The organism is Rhizobium sp. CCGE531 (assembly GCF_003627795.1).
Lineage (GTDB): Bacteria > Pseudomonadota > Alphaproteobacteria > Rhizobiales > Rhizobiaceae > Rhizobium.
In genome coordinates this window covers 110,282-129,561 of the sequence record NZ_CP032684.1, presented here as the reverse complement: position 1 = coordinate 129,561, position 19,280 = coordinate 110,282, and the positions used below count along the sequence as shown (strand labels likewise).

The window sequence follows — 19,280 nt, the reverse complement described above, 5'->3', positions numbered from 1 at the left end:
CATCGCCGGATCAGTCACCGACGACATCGAGCGGGCGCCGCGATGCGCCCGCCGCCCCGCGATCCAGTATCTCGTTCGGCCAGATCGGCGCGCGCGTGATCCGGTAGACGGAGGCCGGCGGCAGGTTGAAGAAAGTGCCGCCTATTCTCTCCGCCTGCAAGCCGAGGAAATTCAGGACATCGTCCGACACGGGACAGCGAGAACCGTAGGTAAATTGGTAGAAGCCACCTTTCAGAGCAAGGCAGCGAAACGCGCCTTGCATGATTTTCACCACCTGGCGCGTCGGCATCGACAATAGGCCAAGTCCGCTGAGCACGGCTCCGGCACCGCCCTCGCGCAGACCCGGCGCCTCGGGAATATCGGCGGCGCTCATCTGCAATATGCGCGCCTGCGGAAACCGGCGCTTGAGCAAGGTTGCAAAGTCCGGATTAAGCTCGACAAGCGTGATATCGCACTCCGCAACGCCGCGGCCGCACAGGGCGCGGGTAAATACACCGGTGCCGGGACCGAGCTCGATCACCGCCCCGGTCGCCGGCGTAATGTCCCGGGTCATGATCTTCGCCAGCGCGCGGCCTGAAGGTGCGACGGCTGCGGTGCGAAGCGGCGCGGTTGCCCACTGGCGCAGAAAAAACAGGCTGTCTTTCATGATGTCGGTCTATCCTTTCGGTTGCTTGTTTCCCGAAGGGGTTTGGCCGGACGGCTTGACGTCAGCATTGCTAGAAAACGTCATGTTGTCGCAATGTGGCGCGCGCACGAAATATTCGGCAACGGCTAACGAAGGGACAAGCGAGCAATGCGGCTCCTGGTGGTGGAGGACGAGCCCGAAATGGCCCTGGCCCTGCAATCGGCTTTGCGGCGGCATGACATGATCGCCGATCATGCCGAGGGCATGGCGATGGCCATGGAAATGATCGTGGTGGGCTCCTACGATGCGATCATCCTCGATCGCGGACTTCCCGATGGCGACGGCCTGTCCCTCATTCCGCGGATACGCCAGCACAAATCGAATATACCGGTGATCGTGCTGACGGCGCGCGGGCGACTTGCCGAGCGTGTCGCCGGCCTGGATGGCGGCGCGGATGATTACCTGGCAAAGCCTTTCGCCTTCGAGGAGCTTCTGGCGCGGCTGCGCGCGGTGATGAGGCGGCCCGATCGTCTCAGCCCGATGACCGTCCGGCTCGGCCGGATGACGCTCGATCTCGATCACCGCGAAGCGAGGGTGGAGGGCATGCGCTTCGATCTGCCGAGGCGCGAGCTGCTGGTGCTGGAGGCGCTGATGCGCCGCGCGGGCCGGATGGTGCCGCGCGAAATCCTGATGGAATCGGTCTTCGGATTGAGCGACGAGGTTCAGTCCAACACGCTCGATAGCCACATATCGCGCCTGCGCCGCAAGCTCGCCGAGGCGGATGCCGGCGTCACCATCCACGGCGTGCGCGGCGTCGGCTACATGCTGATGGAGCAGACATGAAAGAAGCGACGGGGCGCTCGCTCAAATGGCAATTGATCCGCCGGCTGCTGATCCTCCAGAGCCTGATGCTGCTTCTTGTCCTCGGCATCATGTTCGTCAAGGGCGATCTCTTCGCCTTCCGCTCGACGGATCGAACCATCGAGGCGCTGCAGCATGCCATCCGGCGCGACGCGGCCGGTCAATTGCAGCTGCGCGATACGCCGGAGCTGACATCGCTTAGAGCGGCCGAGCCAGGCCTGTGGTTCATCATACGCGATATCAAGGGATTGCAGATTTCCGAAGGTCCGGTGCCCGCGATCTTCGCCCGCATCAGCGAAACGCTGTCCGGCATCGGCCAGGCCCGCTTCGGCTCGACGGTCGATGGCGCCGCGATGGACCGGCCGGAAGCGCGCATGAGGACGGTCTACACGCCCGTGGGCGAGATGCTGGTCATGACCGGCACCGAAAGCAGCGCCCCGCCTTCCATCGTCGCGCTCGGGCTACTGCTGGTCTTGGTCAAGATCGGGTTGCCGATCATCATCGTCATCGCGCTCGGCATCCTGCTCGCAACCCCGCTGGTGGTGCGCGGGGCGGTGGCGGGCATCGCGAAGGCGGAAAAACAGGCAGCCCTGATCGATATCGGCCGACGAGGCGTTCGGCTGGAAACCATCGGCACGCCGCCCGAAATCGCTTCACTCATTCGTGCCGTCAACGAGGCCCTTCGCCGGCTTGATGACGGCTATGAACGGCATCAGCGCTTCCTGGCGGATGCCGCCCATGAACTCAGAACCCCGATCGCCATCCTGGGCACGCGCGTCGCCGCCCTGCCGCATATGCCCGAACGCGTGCAGCTGGTGGCCGACGTTGCGCGGCTGACCACGCTGACCGAGCAGCTGCTCGATATCGAGCGGCTGCGGCGGGACAATGTCGAGTTCCGCCCTGTCTCGCTGCTGGCGCTTGGTCGGCGTGTGGTGAGCGACATGGCGCCGCTCGCCTTCCCTGCCGGCTACGAACTCGATCTGATCCACGCAGGTCCAGACATTGCCCTCCAGGGCGACGAAGCCGCGCTGGAGCGCGCCATGACGAGCCTTATCCAGAATGCCATAGACCATGGCGGCGGCCGGGGAACGATCAGCATTCACATATCCTCCGGGCTCGTGGAGGTGAGCGACGAGGGGCCGGGCATACCGCCCGGCGAGCGCGAGCGGATCTTCGAGCCCTTCTACCGGCTGCGGCCACGCCCGCGCGGAACGGGTCTCGGCCTCCATCTCGTCCGGCAGATCGTCGATTTGCATGGGGGCCGCGTCACGGCCGGCGCCAGCCGCGCGGGAGGCGCGCGCCTGACCATGGACCTTTCTTCAGGGGCCTTGCCGGATTTGGCCGCGAAAGCGGTCTAGCGGCCTTCTCCCCAACTCTCTTGGACGGTTCTCCGGCAGCCCGCGGGAATTCTCGCTTCCCGTAATGTTGCTGCAAGGCAGAGCGCCGAATCTGGCGATGCCAACCGTCGTCGGGAAAAAACCGTGTTTCACCAACTTCAACGCAGCATGCGATGGCCTTTCGTCGGGCTGCAATTGAGCAATGTCGCCCTGAACGCCAGCCATGCCTTCGCGACCATCCTGTACCCCTGGATCATGTATGACCTCACCCGCAGCGTGGTGTGCATGGCGCTGGTGGCCTTCGTGAACGGCCTCGTCCTGTTGATCGGAATGGTCTTTGGCGGCTATGTCGCGGAAATGCTCGGAATCCGCTATACCGCGCTCATCTCCGCCAAGATCGGAATGCTGACTTCGCTGCTGATCGCGGTCCTCTACATGGCGGATTTCCTGCATCCGGGCACCTTCCTCATTCTGAGCTTTACAGGCTCGATCCTCGATGGGCCGGCGACCGTCGCCACCGAAGCGAAGGCTCCGGAAATTGCCCGCCTTTCGAGGCTGTCTTCGGCCGCCGCCAGTTCCGTCGACGATACGATCGATGGCCTCATGCTGCTGACGGCGTCCGCGGCAAGCGCTTTCGTCATTGCCGTCATCGGCCCGAAGGATGCGGCGTGGTGGATCGTCATCGGCAATTTCATCGCGATGATGCTCCTGTCCTTCAGCCTGCCAAGGTTTCGTCTGCGTCCGGCGCCAAGACTCGGCGAGATCGCCAATGCCGGGAAACGGCTCCGCGCTTCGGCCGTGTCGCTGCCATTCGCGCTTTGGGGAAGCGCGGCGCTCGGCTTCTTCATGACGCTGCAGATCTTCGTCGTACCGGCCGCCTTGCGGCTGCAAGGTGAATCGGTGGCATGGCTCGGTCTCTTCATCGCGGCGTCGGCGACCGGCACGATCATGATGAACCTGCATCTGGCATCGCGTCATGCCATGCCGACGCCCGCCTCCGTCATTTGCAGGGCTCTTCTCGGTCTGGCGCTCTCGATGGGCATTCTGTGGATGGAGATTTCGCCGCTGACGATGATGCTTGCCGGTCTCGTGGCCGGACTGGCCAATGGCTGGCTCTCGCCCGCCTTCATCGCGATCCTGCAAATGAAGGCGCCGCGCGACTGCCGGCCCTACATGATGGGTCTTTCCTACTCGGTCGTTTTGCTGTTTCTGCCGCTGGAATACATGCTGACGGGCGCCGCGATCGGCCTGACCTCATTCCGCACGACCTGCATCCTCCTGGTCTTCCTGCTGTCGCTGGCGGCAGCCGTCGCCGCGGCCTGGCTGGAATGCATCCAGAACGACCCGTCAAAATCGGCGGGATAAATATTGAAGATGAGGCCGGCGCCCGATTGCGAGATGATGCGCCGATGTCGATCGTCATGTCCTGCACAACACCATTTCGATCGACGACCGAACTTGGCGGCCACCCCTTTCAATCTTAGAATATAATTAAAGAAATCTACTCAACTCTCTAAAAATACTTGATAATTTCTCGATATTTTCAAGGCAATGCAATGTATCCGCAATTCTCACCCGCAAAATGACCTGCATCTCCCAAGGCCAATCCGTTCCCAAGACGGGCGGCACCGGAGAGAAGCAGGAACCGTTTCCGGTTCTCCAACGCAAACAGAGACCTTGCGAGCGCCAAGGGATGGCGCATGGGTTTCGTATGGAGTTATCAATGTCTCTCAGCGCAAGAACGACCCTCTTCGCCGCTTTGGCTATGGCGGCCGCGACCAATGCCTCCGCCGCCGATCTCACGACCTACCAGGCTCCGGATGCCTCCGCCTATGACCGCCCGTCGGCATTCCAATGGAGCGGCGCCTATTTCGGTGCGCATGGCGGCATCGCCTCGCCGAAACTGAACCCTTTTGCCAGCGGCAAGGGTCTGACCGGGGGCGTGCAAGCCGGCTACAATTTCCAGGTCGGCCCGGGCATCCTCGGCGCCGAGCTGGAGGGCTCCTACCTCGGAAACAACGAGATACGCGTGCCGAACGGCAAGGTGGAAGAACGCTTTCGCGGCGCCGTCAAGGCGAAGGCGGGTCTGACCTTCGATCGCACGCTCGTCTACGGGACGGCAGGCCTGACGATGACCAAATTCGAGGGCGGCAGGGGTGTTTCCGCCCCCGGCGGCTGGAAACAGGGATATCTCTTCGGCGGCGGCATCGAACAGGGCTTCGGTGGCGGACTGTCAGCCAAGATCGAATACAACTACGTCATGACTAACGACGTATCCACGACGACATCGGCCGGCAAGTCGAAGACCGATGTCCATGACCATGTCATCAAAGCCGGCCTGAACTATCGCTTCTGAGCGGCGAAATTTGCAGACGCCGGCATGTCTTTTCAAGCCAGGGCATGCCGGCGGGGAGCGGCGAAGGATGATTGATCAAACCCCGGATCAGTCCCTTCGCCGCTCTCAATCATGAAATGAAAGCATGATTTTGGGTACGACGAGCCGTTTCGCGGAAATTACGATCATCCCGGCGCTTGCAGTGCTGGAGATTGAGGCGTCGTGGTAACATCGACAAGCAACGGAGCGCGCCCGCAAAACGCGTAAGCGGCCGTCGCGGTCAAGATTCCGAGGTCCGCCGCTTCATCCGCGCAATCGGAACCATCGTCAGCGTAGTCCTGGCATCGTAGCTGATGCCGACGGCAGATGACGGCATATCATCGGGCTTCGCCGGATAATCAAAGCCCGTAAGTCCGAAAATCGGCGATCTGCAAGTCCCCTATCAGCGCCCTTGGAAAAGCAGCAAATCGATAGGCTTGCGGGCCGCCTCGGCAGGTGCCGAGACAGCTTGGGCCACTTCACTCCCCGACACAATACCCTCTGGCGGACAACGCGAAATCAGGGTGGCGAAGATCACGAAACTGCCCTTCAGATCCAGGAATCTGGCGGCTGGAGGGATCTATTCGCACTCGAGCGAGGGCTGGCGGAAGCTCGTCACATACCAATCGGATCCGGAGCTTCGGGTATAGAACGTATAGAAGCATTCCGTCTGCTCGACATAGCCGGGCGTTTCGGTGACTTCGTAACGCCTGCCGCGGCGCGTTTCCTTGACTTCGCCGCTGGATTGGCCTGCTACCACCTGCGTCTTCTGCTTGCGCCATTGATAGGCGCGCTCACCCTGGCGCAAACCATAAACGTTATCAGGCGGGCCGTAATCGAGCATGACGCTGCTGATCGGCGCGCCGATATAGCTCTTCATGATTTGCGAGGCGCAGGCCGGCAGGACCAGCAAAACCGCGAGCGCGGCAATACCGGCCGGCAGCCGCTTCATGCGAGTGACAGACATCAGGAAGTCCTTTGCGACTGGAGGGAGATTGCAGGCGGGGGTACGTCGCGGGGATTACGGCAGCATTGCGCATTGCGGCCTCAGCCGCTTTTTGTCGAGCGGCCGAGAATCTGGCGGGTGCCGTCCTTTCTGAAAGGCTGCGCCAGCTGACCCAGGAAACTCTTCGCGATCTGGCCTCGAATGCCGATATCGATCGAGGACGGGCGGTCCGGGTTGAAATAGCTGCCAAACAGAAGATCGAAGAATACGACGTTCTCGCCGTAATTCGTGTTGCCTTCGCGAATCTCCTTGGAATGATGCCATCGATGCAGGCGCGGCGTGCTGAAGATGTAATCGAAAAAGCCGGTCCTCATGTCGACGTTGCAATGGGTGAGAATGCCCATGAACGCCGTGACGGCGCCGAGCCACCAGAATATCTGCAGGGGGGGCGCCCAGAAGAAAAAGAGGAACCTGGCTGAGCGCGACCTTGAACAGCGAGTCCACAATATGAAAGCGGCCGGTATTGATGACCCAAAGGCGGGTCACGCTGTGATGCAGAGCATGAAATCGCCAGAAGAAAAGCCGCTCATGGGCGATCCGATGCGACCAGTACAGGCCGAATTCCGCAATGAGGACAGCCATGGCAACCTGCAGCAACATGGGGCGCGCCGTCGGCCAGATGTCAAACCGGGCACCGGCGAGCGGCAGCAGGACAGTGGCCGCGAACATCGGAAAGATGGCGCCCAGCAGCGCCAGGATCTGCACCAGCCCCTTGGTAAGAACCGTGTGGGCGATATCGTTTGCCGTTTCTCCGTCGGGAAACAGCCAGCGCCGCTCATAGGGGACGTACCGTTCGAGCAGGAAAAGCAGCAGGACCTCGCCGGCATAGACGAGCGCAAAGGCCAACATCGGCCTCTCGCTCGAAAAGGCGAAATAAGTGCACAACAGGCCGGAGAAAAATACCAGGGGCCATGACAGGAAGGACAGTATCCTCTTCATCGCGCGTCCAACCGGTCCAGCAATTCACGGCAGGTTCGGGCTCGCCCGTCGTTGAAGCGCCCATCCGTGCACGGATTTACGCGGCGCTCCTCTCGCCGGCTATATTCGTCGTCCGGCCGGCGGCGCCATCGCTCATGCCGAAGCGCGCGCCTGATCTCGGCGCAACTTCGCGGCCGGCCGTCGCTTACGCGGCCATCCGTGCAGGGATCGTATCTGTATTGGATTGAGAGCACGGCCGGCTCTTGCCGCAGTGGACTGGGATGTGCCCCCGAAGGGCCGTGCCCGCCGGTCAGGACGATATAAGCCAACACAAACGATAATCGCATAACATCCGCCTTCGATTAATAAGACGGCGGCAATCTCGGCAGGCTGAATTGCGTGAGCATTGCGAAATTCGGGCAAACTGCGCGTCTTGCGACGATGTTTGGCTAGGTTTTGGAGATATCGCCCTCGCGCAGGCTTGTGCTGAAGTGTTTAGGCTTGTGGGCCTGTCTGGCTTTGGATTTCTTTTGGGAGGGTGATTTTGGTTTTGTGTGCAGGGTTTGTGGTTTTTGTGCCGCGGCGTCGGCTCTGCCTGCTTGCGGGCCTGTGAGCAGGCGTTAAATGCTCGACCCGTTAGCAAGTACACGAACGCCGGCGCGATGGCGGGCTTTGGTGTATTTGGTTGCGGGGAGCTTGATTGCACCGAGACTTGCATTGGCCCCACCCCAATGGACGCGCTTGAGGCGGAATGCGATTTAGGGAACATACTGAAGCTGCCGCCCATCCTAGAGAGACGGGCGGCCGAGGCGAAAGGTAGACTGCGGGGGCGAGTCCTCCTCCGCCTCGTTGTCCTCGACGGGCAGCGGCGTCGAACTAGGATGGTCGGCGCTTCCCAAACCCGAATGTCTTGCGCAGACTGCTGTCGACTGCGTTAGCGGGCATGAACCTGCGCAGCCGGCTTAGAAGCGCCGCGTTGCCGCCGGCGGGCTGCCGCATGCGGTACGGACCATTGATTGCAGCGAGGATTCTCTCCGCGACTGCCTGCGCCGACGGCGCGGACTTGATCTGGTCCACGACTGCTTCGACGGTCGCATGGGCCTGCGTTTCATAGACACCCAAAGGCGCTGCGGTGTGCGCCGCGTTTACATCAAGCTTCGTGTTCGTGAAGGTAGGTTGGAGCAGGACTACACGCACGTTGAACTCACGAACCTCATGATCCAGGGACTCCGACAGCCCTTCAAGCGCATGCTTGCTGCTGGCATATAGTCCCATGAATGGTGCAGGCAGGAAGCCCAGTACCGAGCTGATATTGATGATGAGCCCGCTGCGGGCGGCGCGCATCGAGGGTAGCGCAGCACGGATCATGCGCAAAGGGCCGAACACGTTGGTATCGAACACCGTTTGAGCTTCGGACGTCGACGTATTCTCGACAGGGCCGACCAGCGAAACGCCCGCATTATTGATCAGAATATCGATTTTACCTGCTTCGGACAAAACCCATTCGACGAAGTTCGAAACCGATGTGTCATCTGTCACATCGACAATCCCAAAGCGGACGCCAGGAATTGAACTTGCACGCGGATTGCGTGCGCCCCCAAAGACCTGGAAGCCGTTTTGTGCGAGAAGGCGCGCCGCGGCCTCGCCTATTCCGGATGATGCGCCGGTGATAACGACGACTTTCTGATTGGACATGCATGCTCCTGAGGTTTGTGCGAACGAGTGTTAGGAAGCTTCAGCGGGATCAGATTATTTGTTTGTCAGGTGGATTCCGCATTTCGCTTCGCACAACATTCAATTAGATTTCGATCGCAATCTAACTTTATTTTGGATGTCGATCAACATATAAAATGAAGCGCCAGCTGTTTTTGAGCGTGTCGGGTCCGGCTGTAATGGTTGGAGATGAGTGTGGAGGGCGCTGCTCAGTCGATTGGTGACCACCGCAGCATGCCAACGCGCTTAGCGTCACCATGTCGGATTGTATTCGAGGCCGACTACGTACAATTTCTGTCGACTGCGGCGAATTGAGGATCACCGGAAAGGTGCTCTCGAGGTCGGACAGTTATCACTTTGGAAGACAGGATAGAGACCCCGCAAGGCAAGCTCCACGCCCACGGCACTTCGACCTGCCTGATCTTCGATTTGAAACATGAGCTTCCACGTGGCGGTACCGAACGTGGCGCAAGAGGAAACGAGGTAGCTGTGTCCATGCGGATGGCGAAAGAGCCCGGCTAAATTCTGTGTTGAAGTGCGACTGGTGTCACCCCCGGAGCATGCCGATAGGACCTGGAACATAGCCCCATCGGCATGAACCTCGGAGGGCCTACGATTTGGTGACGACAGTGCCCGCTCGATTTAGCGCGACCGTTTCGTCGTGGGTCAGGCTTGCGCCCGCGGTCATGAACTGCTCGATCAGTGTATCGCGATTATTGGCTGCGCTGGATCGATCCGCGGATCGCAGCGCCGCCGTCAGCTCGGTTGTCGCGAGTTCCGTGCAATAGGCGGGTGTGCCAGGCTGCTGACGCCAGGACTCCGCCAATCCTCCCGAATCCACCGCATCGAAACCAGTGGCCTCTATCAGCTTTACGGCGATTGCCTTTGCTTTCGGATCGTCGCCTGCAACCGGAATTGCGATGCGTCCATCCGTCCCTTCGGGCAGCCCCTTATCCGCCAGCGTCGCCGCCAATGCAGCGTTCCATGCCTTGACAACGGCTCGCCCGATTTGCTCGCTCACCCAAACGCTCTCAGGCATGCCGGCATCGACCTTGGCGATCGCGCCGTCGCGAAATGGATAATAATTCGAGGTGTCAATCACGATGACGTCGGTACCCACATCACTGAAAAGTTTGCCGAGTTCAGGATAGTTTCCGAACGGGATCGAAAGAACGACCACCTCCACATCTTGAACCGCTTCTTCCTTCGAAACAGCGGCAGCCCCTACATCACGTGCAAGCTCACGGATTGTGTCCGGTCCCTTTGAATTGGCGAGCTTGATCTCATGGCCGCCGGCGGCAAGCCTTCTTGCCAGGGTCGCACCGACATTTCCGGCGCCGATGATTCCGATCTTCATGGGATGTCCTTCCTTTGAAATGAGAGAATATTCGTCTCAATCGTGGACGGGGCGAGCGAATGCATGCAGAGTGTCACGCAAGTCGACTAGCCCGTCGTCCGTAAGCTGGCAGGCGGTTTTGATCTTGTCCGTTACGGCCCAAAGCTCGTCGCGAAGGGATTCACCCGCTTTCGTTAGATTGATGAGGACCCGGCGCTCATCGTCTCGATCCCGCGTCCGCGTCACCATCCCGGCGGATTCCAAGCGCTTGAGAAGCGGCGTGATCGTTCCCGTGTCCATATCGAGCTTTGCACCCAATTCTCCAACCGCGCGCGGCGTACCGCCATAGAGCTCAAGCATCACCAGATATTGTGGAAACGTCAGGCCAAGCGGCTGCAAGAATGGCTTGTGAAGGCGAGCCATTCGATTGGCGGCCCCATACAGCGCGAACGAAAGTTCGGTGCCCACCGCGCGGCGGGATGCGGTCTCGTTGTTAGACATGGATTTCATCTAGTGTACATTTATCTAGTGCGCTAGATAATGCCGTAATCTGTCAACACAAGGTGATCGGGACGAAATTTACTCATTTCTCCCTGGCGTGAACCTCAACGACGCATGACTCGGATTTGCCAAGGGCGCGCATGATAAAGCGGATTTGGGCGCGTGCGGCCACAGCGGTGTCCTCTCCCTCCTGAACACGCTGCTCAACCAGGACCGGATGGAAGAACGGCAAGAACGCTGTGATCGTTCCTCGTGCAGCTTCCTCGGCGTCTTCGACCTTGAACTCGCCTGCTTGCAGACCCTCGCGGATAAGTGCTTCGAGGATTGCCAGGATCTGCTCGTTATGGGCGTCGATGATTGTCCAACTTTCATTCATGGCAGCGACGAGCAGCGCGTGGATGGGTCTCTCCTCCACCAATGTCCTCATGCTGTGCCGGTGAATGGCGTATAAGAGTTCAACAAGCCTTTTGCCTGCTGGCGCGTCCATCCGTGCGATCGCATGAGCAACTTCGGCAACCTCTTTGACGATAAGTCCGCAAACCGAATTGTTGATCGCCGTCCTGCAGGGAAAGAAGCGATAGACATTCGCGCGGCTCATGCCGAGTTCCGCGGCGATGTCGGCCACTGACGTCTTATGATAGCCAATGCGCCGAAAATATTTTTCCGCCACCTCGAGAATCCGCGTCCGCGACTGGTCGAGATCAATTTCTGTCGAGTCCGCCAGATTCATCATCGTCTCCCAAGTCGGCGAAATGAATCTGGCGCGCCCGTCCGGACGATCACCCGTCCCCGCTGAAAACCGCCTGATATGGTGCATCGAGCAGAGCCACGGGAAAATCGGGCAGATCGCTTTCGGCAAGAGACCATCACTCGGCAGCCATTGCCGTTTGTTGCTCCACCTCCTCCGGTGAACCCTGATGACTTTCATTTTTCGTCGGCTTGATGCGGAACCAGGTGGCATAGAGAGCTGGAAGGAAGAGCAGGATCATCACGGTTCCGACCGCCGTTCCACCGATCAGCGTGTAAGCCATCGAGCCCCAGAACACCGAATGAGTAAGAGGAATGAAGGCAAGGACGGCCGCGAGCGCTGTCAGGATGACGGGACGTGTCCGCTGCACCGTCGCCTCGATGACGGCGTGATAGTCGTCGAGGCCAGCCGCCTTATTCTCCTTGATCTGCTCCGTCAGGATCAAGGTATTGCGCATCAGGATGCCGGCCAGTCCGATCAATCCGAGAATGGCATTGAAGCCGAAGGGCTGATGGAACAGGAGCAAGACCGGAACCGCACCGGCAAGGCCGAGCGGCCCCGTCAGCATGACCATGGTCATCGTCGACAGGCTCCGGACCTGGAGGATGATGACAATCAGCATGGCGGCAATCATCGCCGGGAAGATTTTGACGAGAGCGACATTGGCCTTGAGCGATTCCTCGATGTTGCCGCCCATCTCGATACGATATCCCACAGGAAGTGAGGCAATCAGCGGCTGGAGCGCCTTCATGACCTGCTGCGAGACTTCCGGAGGCTGTGTTGCCTCGTTGATATCAGAACGGATCGTGACAACGGGCGTTCGATCCCGACGCTTCAGTATCGGCTCTTCAAATCGGATTTCGGAGTGACCGATCTGATCGAGCGGGACCTGTCGCCCATCGCGGCTCATCAGCGAGAAATCCGCCAATCTTGAGGGATCGAGCCGGTTTTCGCCAGCACTGCGCGCGATGACAGGCACATTGCGGATATTCTCGCGCACCTGCGTGATCGGGATTCCACTTAGCAGCAATTGCATCTGCTGGGCTGCCTCCGCCGGCGACAGGCCGATCAGGTTAAGCCTATCCTGGTCAGGAACGAAGCGCAGCACGGGCGTGCGGTTGCCCCAATCGCGGTTTGCCTGGCGCACATCCGGCACGCTCTTCATGATGTCCAGGGCCTTCTCGGAAATCTGGTACAATTGCTCCGGATCAGGGCCTGTTATCCGGAACTCGACCGGAAACGGCGTGTAAGGACCGAATACGAGCTGCGTAACGCGAACGTAAGCCTCGGGGGCCAGCCCATCCGAGATGGCCGCGCGGAGCCGAAGCTTCAACGTCTCGCGTGCGTGAGCATCAGGGGTCAGCACGACGATCTTGGCGAAAGACGGGTCCGGCAACTCCGGCGCCATGGCAAAGAAGAAGCGCGGAGCGCCCTGACCGACATAGCTGGTGACGGTCTTCGCCTCCGGCTGTTGCTGCAGCCAGCCTTCGAGTTTCTCGACCGTAGCCGTCGTCGTCTCGATGCTGGTGCCTTCAGGCATGCGGACTTCGACCAGGACCTCGGGACGATCCGATGTCGGGAAGAACTGCTGTTTCACCGCTCCCATTCCGACGACGGAGATGACCATAACGATGCCCACCACCGCGCAGGTGACGAACTTGTGGCGAACGGTGAACTCGATCAGTCCGCGCAGGCGCCGGTAATTCGGCGTGTCGTAGATGGCATGATGGCCACCCTCGACCGGCTTGATCGCCGGCAGCATCTTGACGCCGAGATACGGCGTGAAGACCACCGCGACAATCCAGGATACGATCAGGGCAAAGCCCACGACCCAGAAGATGTTGCCTGCGTACTCGCCGGCGGTCGATCTGGCAAAGCCGACCGGCATCAGCCCGATGATCGTCACGAGCGTGCCGGACAGCATCGGCGCGGCCGTGTGGCTCCAGGCATAGGCGGCCGCCTTGATGCGATCCATCCCCTCTTCCATCTTCACAACCATCACCTCGATGGCAATGATGGCATCGTCGACCAGGAGGCCGAGCGCCAGAATGAGGGCACCGAGCGTGATGCGATCGAAGAATCGCCCGGTCTCCAGCATGATGAGGAAGACGACGGCAAGCGTGAGCGGAACGGCCAGAGCCACGACGATGCCGACACGCCAACCGAGGCTGATGAGGCTTACGAACAACACCACGCCGAGCGCCATGGCGAATTTCAGCATGAATTCGCCGACAGCTTCCTGGATGTTGACGGCTTGGTCGCTGACCTTGGCGAGCGTCATGCCGAGCGGCAAGGTCTGGGCGATCGCAGCAGATCTTTCTTCCAGCGCCTTGCCGAGTTCCAGACCGTTCCAGCCTTGTTGCATCACCACGCCAAGCATGATGGCGGGCTCGCCGTCATGGCGAATGAGGTAGGTGGCCGGATCTTCATAACCGCGCTTGACCTCAGCGAAATCCGAGAGCTTCAGCGTGCGTCCGGCCGCGACGATCGGTGTGTCGGCGATCGCCTGTATGCTGTTATAGGCGCCATCGAACCGAATGAAGACCTGCGGGCCGCGCGTATCGATCGACCCTGCCGGCGTCACGGTGTTTTGCCGCTGCAAGGCGGCCGCGATGTCTTGCGCCGAAATGCCGAGCGTGGCGAGCTTGGCATAGGAGAATTCGACAAAGATCTGTTCGGGCCGCTCTCCGAGGATATTGATCTTCTTGACGCCCGGCACATGCAGAAGATCCTGGCGGATCACCTCGGCCTGCCGCACAAGCTCACGCATCGGCATGCCCTTGGCCTTCAACGCATAAAGACCGAAGCTGACATCGGAATACTCGTCGTTGACGAAAGGACCGAGGACGCCCGGGGGAAGGTTGCGGGCCTCGTCTCCAAGCTTCTTTCGGGCCTGATAGAATTCCTCTTCGACGGCGGTGGCGGGCGTACTGTCCTTCAACGTGACGGTCAAAAAGGCGTATCCCGGCCGCGTTGTCGTCTCGACACGATCGTACCAGGTGAGTTCCTGGAGGCGTTTCTCGAGCGGCTCGGCGACAAGATCCTGCATTTCCCGCGCTGTTGCGCCCGGCCACACGGACGTGACGGTCAAGGTCTTGATAGTGAACGATGGGTCCTCCGCGCGTCCGAGCTTGACGAAGGCGTAGGCGCCGGCCGCGGCCAAAAGGACGATGAAGAACAGGGTAACGGCTCTCTCGCGAACCGCGAGCGCGGATAGATTGAAGTTCATCAGTTTGTCGCCTTTGCCTGTTCTGCCTTGGTCCGAACGCTCGCGCCGTCCTGCAGCAGATGGGCTCCAAGAGCGACGATGGGCTCGCCTGCATCCAGGCTGGAAACCACCGCGGTCTCCTCACCCATCTGTTCTATTTTCACCTGCCTGAAATGGACGGTCGAAGATTTCCCGTCGAAGACCCAGACGCCGGTCCGAGTGCCGTCGTCCAAAACGGCGCCAACAGGCACCGCGGCATGCGATTGACCATTATTGTTGGAGATCCTGATCGTCACTGTCGCGCCCAGCGGGGCTGACGCTGCCACGCCATCCAGAACCCAGCGTGCTTCGTAGGTACGGGTTTGAGGATCAGCGGCGTCGGATATCTGCCGGAGCCGCGCCTTGTCTCGCCGGTTCTCGTTTCCGTAGATGCTGGCGTCGGCGATGTCGCCGATCTGCGGCCGCAGGGATTCCGGAAGCCAGACCAGCGCTTCACGCGGGCCGGCCTGTGCGAGGCGGACCACAGTTTGCCCCGCGGTCACGACTTGACCCGGCTCGCCGAGCGTCTCGACGATGGTCCCGTCGGCATCAGCAACCAGCAGGGAGTAGGTTGCCGCGTTTTCCGCGACCCTTGCATCCGCCTCCGCCGCCGCAAACTGCGCGGTTGCCGTGTCGAGTGCGGCCTTTGCCTGTTCGTAACGCTGCGGAGAGGCGGCCGCCAATCCGTTTTTCACCAAGGCGGCGTAGCGTCTCTCGTCGGCTTGCGCCTGGGTCAGCACAGCCTGAGCCGAGGCGACTGCATTGCGTTTCGCTGCAAGTGCGAGGGCCAGATCGGTCTCATCGATACGCATCAGGGGCTGACCGGCTTTGACCTGCTCGCCAACATCCACATAACGCTGCATGATCTTGCCTGGCACGCGAAAGCCAAGATTACTTTGTACTCGGGCCGCAATCGTGCCCGTGAAGGTGCGCTCGGCCGTCTGCGGCCTCTTTGCTTCCACCAAGCTGACGAGCGGTGGCGCAATGCGCGGATCGGCGGCCTGCGCGTTTCCTTCCGAAGATTCCGCGACCAAAACGAAGGCCGTGGCGCCGGCAGCCGCCAGGAGGCCGAAGGAGGCGAGAAGAATTTTGCGGTTCATGTCATTAACCCTTGTTGACGGGCACAGCAACTAATTTAGATTGCGATCTAACTCTAATTGTGCTATAGATGTCAAGTGAAATCTAATTGGAGATCGATATGAGAGTCAGTCGCGCTCAGGCCGAGGCAAATCGTGAAGCGGTGATCAACGCTGCAAGCCGGCTCTTCCGGGTGCATGGCTTCGACGGCGTCGGGCTAAAGGAGTTGATGAAGGGTGCCGGCCTCACTCAAGGCGGGTTCTACAAGCAGTTCCAGTCGAAGGATGATCTTGCTGCGCTGGCGTCCAGGCGAGCCATGGAGAGCGCAACGCGCAGGTGGTCGACGGTTGCCGCCGGAAGTCCCGATCCCCTTGGGGCGGTTGTCGGCCTCTATCTCTCGTCCGATCACCGGGGAGAAACAAGCGATGGATGCCCGCTTGTGGCGCTTGGCTCCGATGCGGCTCGCCAGAGCGAAGAAGTACGAGCGCCCTTCCAGGATGGCATTGAAGCGCATCTTCAGATTCTCGACGAATTGATCCCGGCCGCGGACGGCTCGAAACCCTATGACAAAGCCATGGCTGTCCTGTCACTCATGGTGGGCGCCGTAACGATCTCGCGCATCATGACGGATGAAGGCATGTCGCAGCGTGTCCTCGAAACCGCCGCTGATGCGGTCAGGCGCATCACGAACTGCACCGAAGAAGAATGAGATGCCGGTTCTGGGAGTATCCTGTCTTTTGCCGGACGCTGCCTTCCAGAGCTACCATTAACCTCATGTCGGCCGGTCTCCCGGCTCCATGAAAGATTGATCGCTGGAGAACGCATGCGTCGTATCGTTATCACAGGCATGGGCGCCGTCAGCCCGCTCGGAGCCGATGTATCGACATCCTGGGCTCGGCTCCTGGCCGGTCGTTCGGGCATTCGACGCCTTGCAGATGAGGTGGTGGGAGACCTGCCCGCGAAGATCGGCGGCACCGTTCCGTCCCTGGAAGAAGACCCCGAGGGAGGCTTCGACCCGAATATCGTTTTTGCTCCAAAGGATCAGCGCAAGGTCGACCGCTTTATACTTTTTGCACTGGCGGCGGCGGAAGAGGCCCTCACGCAAGCTGGCTGGAGACCGGTGTCGGAGGTGGACCGTCTGCGCACCGCGACAATCATCGCCTCCGGGATCGGCGGGTTTCCGGCGATAACCGAAGCGGTACGGACAGTCGATCAGCGTGGTCCCCGTCGCCTGTCGCCATTCACGATTCCATCGTTTCTGGTGAACCTGGCGGCCGGCCAGATTTCGATCCGCCATGGTTTCAAAGGTCCGCTCGGCGCACCGGTCACCGCCTGCGCGGCAGGTATCCAGGCGATCGGTGATGCGGCCCGCCTTATCCGCGCGAATGAAGCCGATATCGCCGTGTGCGGCGGAACGGAAGCATGCATGAACATCGTCAGTCTCGGTGGTTTCGCGGCGGCACGCTCTCTGTCCACCGGCTTCAACGATAAGCCTGACAAGGCGTCACGCCCCTTCGACATGTTGCGTGACGGCTTCGTCATGGGAGAAGGTGCCGGAATTCTTGTCATCGAATCGCTGAGCCATGCGCTTGCCCGCGGCGCGAAGCCGCTTGCCGAACTTGTCGGTTACGGAACGACGGCGGACGCTCATCACGTCACCTCCGGTCCCGAGGACGGGGGCGGCGCGCGCCGAGCCATGGAGATCGCGATTGCTCAAGCCGGCATTTCGCCCGGTGAAATTCGCCACCTCAATGCGCATGCGACATCCACGCCGGTTGGCGACCTCGGCGAGATCAATGCCATCAAGAGCGTCTTCGGCGCCAATTCCTCGATAGCGGTCAGCGGCACGAAGTCGGCGACCGGCCACCTGCTTGGCGCCGCCGGCGGTCTCGAAGCAATCTTCACGATCCTGGCGCTCAAGGATCAGGTGGCACCGCCAACCTTGAACCTGAATGCCCCCGATCCGGCCGCTGACGGAATAGACTTCGTGGCAAACGAGGCGCGGCCAATGGAGATCGACTACGCAATTTCCAATGGCTTCGGCTTCGGAGGCGTCAATGCCAGTGCGATATTCCGGCGCTGGACGGACAAACTGGCTGGCGCTTGAGCCGGCGGCGCCCACGACGGATAGGCTCAAATAGCAATTTATTGGAGATTGGCGATGACTGCGACCCGAAACATCGTTGAGCTGAAGCCCAGGATCGCCGTGATCGGTGTCGGCGGCGGCGGAAATGCTGTCAACAACATGATCGCCGAGGGTCTTCTACGGTGAATGCGGGTGGCGAGAGCGGAGTGCTTCTGATGCGGTGCGACGAATAGGTTTCGAAGTGCCGGGAAGACCGAACGGCAGGTGTGGTCATGCCGACGACTTATCTTGCAACCGTTAAACCCACGACAACGTGACATCACCTATTTACCCGCTTAAAGCGAGGGTGATGTGACGCCGGCGGAGAGCCGCCAAGTTTCAGGTGTGACGGTCATCGATCTTGTGAAGGCGCCAACGAAATTGGGGACTTCCGAATATCCGCAGGCTGCAGCGATGTCCGCAAGCGAGAGCTCTCCATTCCGAAGCAGTAGACAAGCGTGCTCCAGGCGTGCTTGTCGAAGCCATTCGTTGGGTGTCATCCCTGTCGTCTCACGGAAGGCGCAGATGAAAGAAAATCTTGGCAGATTGCAGAGGAGAGCGATCTCGCTAATTGAAACCTCCGTCGCAATCCGGCTTCTCAAAAGCTCCTTTGCAAGATGCTCCTGCTTCTTCGAAAGAGCCGATCGGCGATCTGTCGTCCGAAGCCGTCCGTTCCCGTAGGCATGAGCTAGGTGAACGCCAATTGCCGTGGAAATCTGGTCCACAAAGAGGCGATTGCTTTGTTGCCTTGCCCCACATCCAAGCAGCGTGCGCAACAATCCGGCTAACAGCGCATCCGGGCGCGCGGTCGTAATTGCGAGGGCAGAAACGTCTCCCAAGTCTGACTCCGCGGCGATCTCCTCAAGGTCAGAGCCCGAAATTTCCGCCAGAATAAAATCAAACGAGCCGCTCAAATCGGCTTTGTAGGACTCGCGCAGATCGCGAACATAGATGTGGCCCTCGCCAAAATCGTGAACGGTCGAGCGCTGCCCGTCAAAAATCTGCCTGCGATGCCCACGCTGAACCGAAAGACCAACTAGATATCCATCAGCGCCTGCGGGAGTGGTGACTCGTCCCGGCGCCGTTTTCGATGCCTTTCTGAAAAAGGTCATGTTGCCGGCGAAAAGCTGCCAGTCCTCGTCGAGCCCTTCCACCGTACATCCGAAGGAATCCTTCTTGTGCTGGACCTCGACGCCAAGACCGTCCATCGCCATCGGTAGTGCCTCTCGGTTTCAACGAAACTCGGAAGAGCTCGCCCCATATTGTCCGGCCAGCTATAGCTTGACGCCCGCGTCAAATCTACAGGTCTCGTCATATACCACTGATCCGGGACTTCCCCGATGTTTAACTGCGAAGTCGACATCATCGCACACGACGCCAGCACCCGAGACCATGGATCGATTTTGGTAGCT

The 19,280-nt window shown here is 60.2% G+C and carries 15 protein-coding genes and 3 pseudogenes; 7 read left to right on the top strand and 11 right to left on the bottom strand.

All coding sequences use genetic code 11. The features are described 5' to 3' along the window. Window positions 1–10: 10 nt before the first annotated feature. Window positions 11–646, bottom strand: a complete 636-nt coding sequence (locus CCGE531_RS00600) for a methyltransferase domain-containing protein (protein WP_120662451.1) — start codon at window positions 644–646, stop codon at window positions 11–13. Window positions 647–793: 147 nt separating this feature from the next. On the opposite strand from CCGE531_RS00600, the gene CCGE531_RS00595 reads away from it, so the two are divergent. The 4 genes from CCGE531_RS00595 (at window position 794) to CCGE531_RS00580 (ending at window position 5,179) form a co-directional block, all read left to right on the top strand. Beyond that, window positions 794–1,468: a response regulator transcription factor gene (locus CCGE531_RS00595; protein WP_120662450.1), complete on the top strand. Its 675-nt coding sequence runs from the start codon at window positions 794–796 to the stop codon at window positions 1,466–1,468. Next, on the top strand, window positions 1,465–2,844 hold the full coding sequence (locus tag CCGE531_RS00590) for a HAMP domain-containing sensor histidine kinase (RefSeq protein ID WP_120662449.1): 1,380 nt from the start codon (window positions 1,465–1,467) through the stop codon (window positions 2,842–2,844). The genes CCGE531_RS00595 and CCGE531_RS00590 overlap by 4 nt, the downstream gene beginning before the upstream one ends. A 123-nt stretch (window positions 2,845–2,967) precedes the next feature. After that, window positions 2,968–4,188 carry an MFS transporter gene (locus CCGE531_RS00585; RefSeq protein WP_162943831.1) on the top strand — a complete coding sequence of 407 codons (1,221 nt, stop codon included), beginning with the start codon at window positions 2,968–2,970 and terminating at the stop codon, window positions 4,186–4,188. Between the two features lie 358 nt (window positions 4,189–4,546). Continuing rightward, on the top strand, window positions 4,547–5,179 hold the full coding sequence (locus tag CCGE531_RS00580) for an outer membrane beta-barrel protein (protein ID WP_120662447.1): 633 nt from the start codon (window positions 4,547–4,549) through the stop codon (window positions 5,177–5,179). 598 nt (window positions 5,180–5,777) lie between these two features. Here CCGE531_RS00580 and CCGE531_RS00575 read toward each other — a convergent pair. From CCGE531_RS00575 to CCGE531_RS00535, 8 genes and pseudogenes are all read right to left on the bottom strand, one after another. Further along, window positions 5,778–6,164 carry a hypothetical protein gene (locus CCGE531_RS00575; protein ID WP_120662446.1) on the bottom strand — a complete coding sequence of 129 codons (387 nt, stop codon included), beginning with the start codon at window positions 6,162–6,164 and terminating at the stop codon, window positions 5,778–5,780. 80 nt (window positions 6,165–6,244) lie between these two features. Beyond that, window positions 6,245–7,142 (bottom strand): annotated as a pseudogene (locus CCGE531_RS35160) (sterol desaturase family protein). Between the two features lie 855 nt (window positions 7,143–7,997). Further along, window positions 7,998–8,816, bottom strand: coding sequence for an oxidoreductase (locus CCGE531_RS00565; protein ID WP_120662445.1), 819 nt, complete (start codon window positions 8,814–8,816; stop codon window positions 7,998–8,000). Window positions 8,817–9,444: 628 nt separating this feature from the next. Next, window positions 9,445–10,191 carry an NAD(P)-binding domain-containing protein gene (locus CCGE531_RS00555; protein ID WP_120662444.1) on the bottom strand — a complete coding sequence of 249 codons (747 nt, stop codon included), beginning with the start codon at window positions 10,189–10,191 and terminating at the stop codon, window positions 9,445–9,447. Between the two features lie 36 nt (window positions 10,192–10,227). Then, on the bottom strand, window positions 10,228–10,671 hold the full coding sequence (locus CCGE531_RS00550) for a MarR family transcriptional regulator (RefSeq protein ID WP_120662443.1): 444 nt from the start codon (window positions 10,669–10,671) through the stop codon (window positions 10,228–10,230). A gap of 82 nt (window positions 10,672–10,753) precedes the next feature. Further along, window positions 10,754–11,401 carry a TetR/AcrR family transcriptional regulator gene (locus CCGE531_RS00545; RefSeq protein WP_120662442.1) on the bottom strand — a complete coding sequence of 216 codons (648 nt, stop codon included), beginning with the start codon at window positions 11,399–11,401 and terminating at the stop codon, window positions 10,754–10,756. Between the two features lie 136 nt (window positions 11,402–11,537). Further along, on the bottom strand, window positions 11,538–14,648 hold the full coding sequence (locus CCGE531_RS00540; RefSeq protein ID WP_120662441.1) for an efflux RND transporter permease subunit: 3,111 nt from the start codon (window positions 14,646–14,648) through the stop codon (window positions 11,538–11,540). Further along, entirely contained in the window at window positions 14,648–15,766 is a 1,119-nt protein-coding gene (locus CCGE531_RS00535) for an efflux RND transporter periplasmic adaptor subunit (RefSeq protein WP_120662440.1), read from the bottom strand. The genes CCGE531_RS00540 and CCGE531_RS00535 overlap by 1 nt, the downstream gene beginning before the upstream one ends. 98 nt (window positions 15,767–15,864) lie before the next feature. Between CCGE531_RS00535 and CCGE531_RS00530 the strand changes: the two genes are divergently transcribed. From CCGE531_RS00530 to CCGE531_RS00520, 3 genes and pseudogenes are all read left to right on the top strand, one after another. Further along, entirely contained in the window at window positions 15,865–16,452 is a 588-nt protein-coding gene (locus tag CCGE531_RS00530) for a TetR/AcrR family transcriptional regulator (RefSeq protein ID WP_120666332.1), read from the top strand. Window positions 16,453–16,566: 114 nt separating this feature from the next. After that, window positions 16,567–17,850, top strand: coding sequence for a beta-ketoacyl-ACP synthase II (fabF, locus tag CCGE531_RS00525; protein WP_120662439.1), 1,284 nt, complete (start codon window positions 16,567–16,569; stop codon window positions 17,848–17,850). Between the two features lie 54 nt (window positions 17,851–17,904). Continuing rightward, window positions 17,905–18,006, top strand: a pseudogene (locus tag CCGE531_RS00520) (cell division protein FtsZ); the annotation flags it as partial. On the opposite strand, the pseudogene CCGE531_RS00515 reads toward CCGE531_RS00520, so the two are convergent. Continuing rightward, window positions 18,003–18,086 (bottom strand): annotated as a pseudogene (locus CCGE531_RS00515) (IS6 family transposase); the annotation flags it as partial. The pseudogenes CCGE531_RS00520 and CCGE531_RS00515 overlap by 4 nt on opposite strands. Window positions 18,087–18,164: 78 nt before the next feature. Continuing rightward, complete coding sequence (locus tag CCGE531_RS00510; protein WP_120662438.1) at window positions 18,165–19,082, bottom strand: AraC family transcriptional regulator; 918 nt, start codon at window positions 19,080–19,082, stop codon at window positions 18,165–18,167. Window positions 19,083–19,280: the final 198 nt, after the last annotated feature.

Bases quoted from the DNA above. Each gene is read 5' to 3' on its own strand.
- CCGE531_RS00575 (WP_120662446.1), bottom strand. From the start codon at position 6,164: ATGTCTGTCACTCGCATGAAGCGGCTGCCGGCCGGTATTGCCGCGCTC.
- CCGE531_RS00555 (WP_120662444.1), bottom strand. From the start codon at position 10,191: ATGAAGATCGGAATCATCGGCGCCGGAAATGTCGGTGCGACCCTGGCA.
- CCGE531_RS00540 (WP_120662441.1), bottom strand. From the start codon at position 14,648: ATGAACTTCAATCTATCCGCGCTCGCGGTTCGCGAGAGAGCCGTTACC.
- CCGE531_RS00535 (WP_120662440.1), bottom strand. From the start codon at position 15,766: ATGAACCGCAAAATTCTTCTCGCCTCCTTCGGCCTCCTGGCGGCTGCC.
- CCGE531_RS00590 (WP_120662449.1), top strand. From the start codon at position 1,465: ATGAAAGAAGCGACGGGGCGCTCGCTCAAATGGCAATTGATCCGCCGG.
- CCGE531_RS00595 (WP_120662450.1), top strand. From the start codon at position 794: ATGCGGCTCCTGGTGGTGGAGGACGAGCCCGAAATGGCCCTGGCCCTG.
- CCGE531_RS00580 (WP_120662447.1), top strand. From the start codon at position 4,547: ATGTCTCTCAGCGCAAGAACGACCCTCTTCGCCGCTTTGGCTATGGCG.
- CCGE531_RS00510 (WP_120662438.1), bottom strand. From the start codon at position 19,082: ATGGCGATGGACGGTCTTGGCGTCGAGGTCCAGCACAAGAAGGATTCC.
- fabF (WP_120662439.1), top strand. From the start codon at position 16,567: ATGCGTCGTATCGTTATCACAGGCATGGGCGCCGTCAGCCCGCTCGGA.
- CCGE531_RS00550 (WP_120662443.1), bottom strand. From the start codon at position 10,671: ATGTCTAACAACGAGACCGCATCCCGCCGCGCGGTGGGCACCGAACTT.
- CCGE531_RS00530 (WP_120666332.1), top strand. From the start codon at position 15,865: ATGAGAGTCAGTCGCGCTCAGGCCGAGGCAAATCGTGAAGCGGTGATC.
- CCGE531_RS00565 (WP_120662445.1), bottom strand. From the start codon at position 8,816: ATGTCCAATCAGAAAGTCGTCGTTATCACCGGCGCATCATCCGGAATA.
- CCGE531_RS00600 (WP_120662451.1), bottom strand. From the start codon at position 646: ATGAAAGACAGCCTGTTTTTTCTGCGCCAGTGGGCAACCGCGCCGCTT.
- CCGE531_RS00545 (WP_120662442.1), bottom strand. From the start codon at position 11,401: ATGAATCTGGCGGACTCGACAGAAATTGATCTCGACCAGTCGCGGACG.